The sequence below is a fragment of the bacterium genome (assembly GCA_040755795.1).
In the GTDB taxonomy this organism is placed as follows: domain Bacteria; phylum UBA9089; class CG2-30-40-21; order CG2-30-40-21; family SBAY01; genus JBFLXS01.
Window position 1 is genome coordinate 1 of the sequence record JBFLXS010000475.1, and the last position, 2,784, is coordinate 2,784.

Genomic DNA, 2,784 nt, shown 5'->3' on the forward strand with positions numbered 1-2,784 from the left:
TTAATGACCCTCTGGGTTATCTTTTGGGACTCCAAAATGTCAAGAGAAACAAAAAGATGGCAAGAAATGAGGTAACACAATGCCACGCACCGTAAATATAGCCTTAAGTTCTACGCAACGCTCTCGACTGACGCATTACTATTCCCCCGAAATTTTCCTTGACATCTACTAAAAAATTTAGTAATATCTATCACAATGGGAAATACTACCAGAGCAAAGGTTGTCATAATTATGCCGGCTTATAATGCGGCTAAAACCCTTAATATGACTTATGTGGAAATTCCGGAAGGAATAGCAGATGAAATTATCTTAGTTGATGATGCCAGTAAAGATGAAACAACGCAAGTAGCTAAGAATCTTAATTTAAAGGTAATTACTCACCCACATAATGTTGGCTATGGTGGAAATCAAAAGACTTGTTATATGGAGGCATTAAGAGAAAAAGCAGATATAGTCATTATGCTCCACCCAGATGGTCAGTATGACCCCACTATTCTACCTCAACTTATAGAACCAATCAAACAAAACAAGGCAGATATGGTTTTAGGCTCCAGAATGTTAATTAAAGGCAAAGCATTAGAAGGCAAAATGCCTCTCTATAAATTTATCTCAAATAAATTTCTTACCGCTATTGAAAATTTTGTATTTCAGACAAAATTCTCTGAATGTCACACTGGTTATAGAGCCTATAGCCGAAAATTTCTTGAAACCATTCCTTTTTTACGCAACTCAAATGATTTTGTCTTTGATACCGAGATAATTGCTCAAGCCGTCCATTTTAAATTTAAGATTGCAGAAATTCCAGTAACAACTAAATATTTTAAAGATGCCTCTTCGGTCAATTTAAAAGTAAGTATCATTTACGGGATAAAAACCTTGATGACGCTGATTAAATACATTCTTCATCATTTAAGACTGACTAAATGTCGGTTATTTATACCATAGACAGAAGACCTTATCTTTACCTGCATCTTTTAATGGTGGTTATGCTTGTTCATTAATTCTTTTAACCTTTGATAAGATTCATGTCCCTGGAATAAAAGAAGGGAATTGTTATGAAGAAGTGGGTCTGCGTCCGAATCAAGTCCTGTTCTACACCATTCCTTAGTTCCCGGTATAGGAGAAAACTCGACTAATTTAATCTTTGCACCAGTGCTGGCAACAAAATTTATACTGTCTATTACCTCTTTTTCAGATTGACCTGGTAATCCAGTCATTACATACACTTCAATATCTTTAGACTGATAGCCGGCTGAAATCAAATTTTTAACTGCGGATTTAAACTCTTGATTTGTAACTTTGCCTCCTGTTCTTTTTTGAAGGGAAGGTGAAGATGTTTCAAAGCCCAATCTTATGGTTTTAAAGTTTGATTTGAAGAGTAAATGTGCAAGTGATTTATTTAGAGAATTAATATGCATTGCATTTGGTGTGTGAAAATTACATTTTACCCCTCTTTTCGCTATCTCTTCTAAAATTATACAGATATGGTTTTCGGCATTAATTAGTAAAGCATCATCGTAAAAAGCAAAGTTTTTTAGATTGAATTTACGGTAATAGTACCCTATTTTATCTACGACATTCAATGGATTTCGCTGGATAAATTCAGGTGACAATAAATGGGTTGCACAGTAACTACATCGATAAGGACAGCCAATTGAGGTTAAAATACAAACATAATCTAATTTTCTGATTAAATCATAAGCAGGATAAGGATATTTATCCAATTCTGCAGGGAAGTTAGAATAATTATGAGTATTTTTAGTCAGGTTATCTACTAATTTTAAAACAGGTAAGATATTTTTCCCTTTGATGATATAATCTGCTCCTGAATATTTTACTGCATGCTCATAGCATAAGGTAGCGTATATTCCACCAAGAATTATAGGAATATCATTAAAATAATTCCTTAAGATTTTAATAGCATCAAAAACCCCAGGATACCAATAGGTCATCATTGAAGTTACCAGGATGACCGCAGGTTTATCTATTGCTTTTAATTCAGCCTCAAAGACATCTAATGGTATGCCATATCTTTTATACCTTTTGGGAATATCTTTATAAAGAGATGGTTTTTCTATCTCAAGAGAGTAGTATTTCCCCTGTCCATATTCTTTAATCTTACAGGGTTTAGGTAAATTTGGATGATGTCTATCAAGGCAATCAATAAAATTAACCTCGTAACTATACTTTCTGAGTATACTGGCAATGTAAAGTAAGCCCAAAGGTTTTGCCCATAAATCATAAGCCGCAAAATCATATATCCAGGGATTGATTAATAAAATACTCATTTTTTCCACCTGTGCAATTAGTTTTAGTCAAAAAGTTAGAATTCACCCACAATTCTGAAAATCAAGAAACCATCGTATTTGGTGTTCATTTAACCGCAAAGTGCGCAAAGATTTTTCGCAAAGAACGCAAAGATTTTTTGTAACTATTCAGCCACTGATTAACACGGATTAGCACGGATAAATCCAGAAGTCAGAGGATAGATGAGAAAGGGAGAAACGGAGAAGGAGAGAAGACACGAGGCACTATACCTGAATTTTCAGCCTTCAACCTGATTACGGATACGGAAAACGGACACGGATTACGAATTTTCAGTGTTTTATCCGTGTCCATCTGTGGCTGAATAGTTACCATCCTGCCAACAAATAAAAAATTGAACTTTTGCGTTTTTTTAGGTGTAAGAAAGGGGAAATGGAGAAAATTGGGGAAAGGGGAAAAAGAATTTCATGTATAACTAACTATATTTCTTATACTTAGAGAAAAATACTTCTTTTTCCT

The 2,784-nt window shown here is 34.3% G+C and carries 2 protein-coding genes; one reads left to right on the top strand and one right to left on the bottom strand.

The genetic code is table 11. The features are described from left to right. Positions 1 to 195 precede the first annotated feature (195 nt). Positions 196 to 945 carry a glycosyltransferase family 2 protein gene (locus AB1414_18540; protein ID MEW6609413.1) on the top strand — a complete coding sequence of 250 codons (750 nt, stop codon included), beginning with the start codon at positions 196 to 198 and terminating at the stop codon, positions 943 to 945. 29 nt (positions 946 to 974) lie between these two features. Here AB1414_18540 and AB1414_18545 read toward each other — a convergent pair whose 3' ends face one another. Beyond that, a complete protein-coding gene (locus AB1414_18545; protein MEW6609414.1) occupies positions 975 to 2,288 on the bottom strand; it encodes a radical SAM protein in 1,314 nt (437 codons plus the stop codon). Positions 2,289 to 2,784 lie beyond the last annotated feature (496 nt).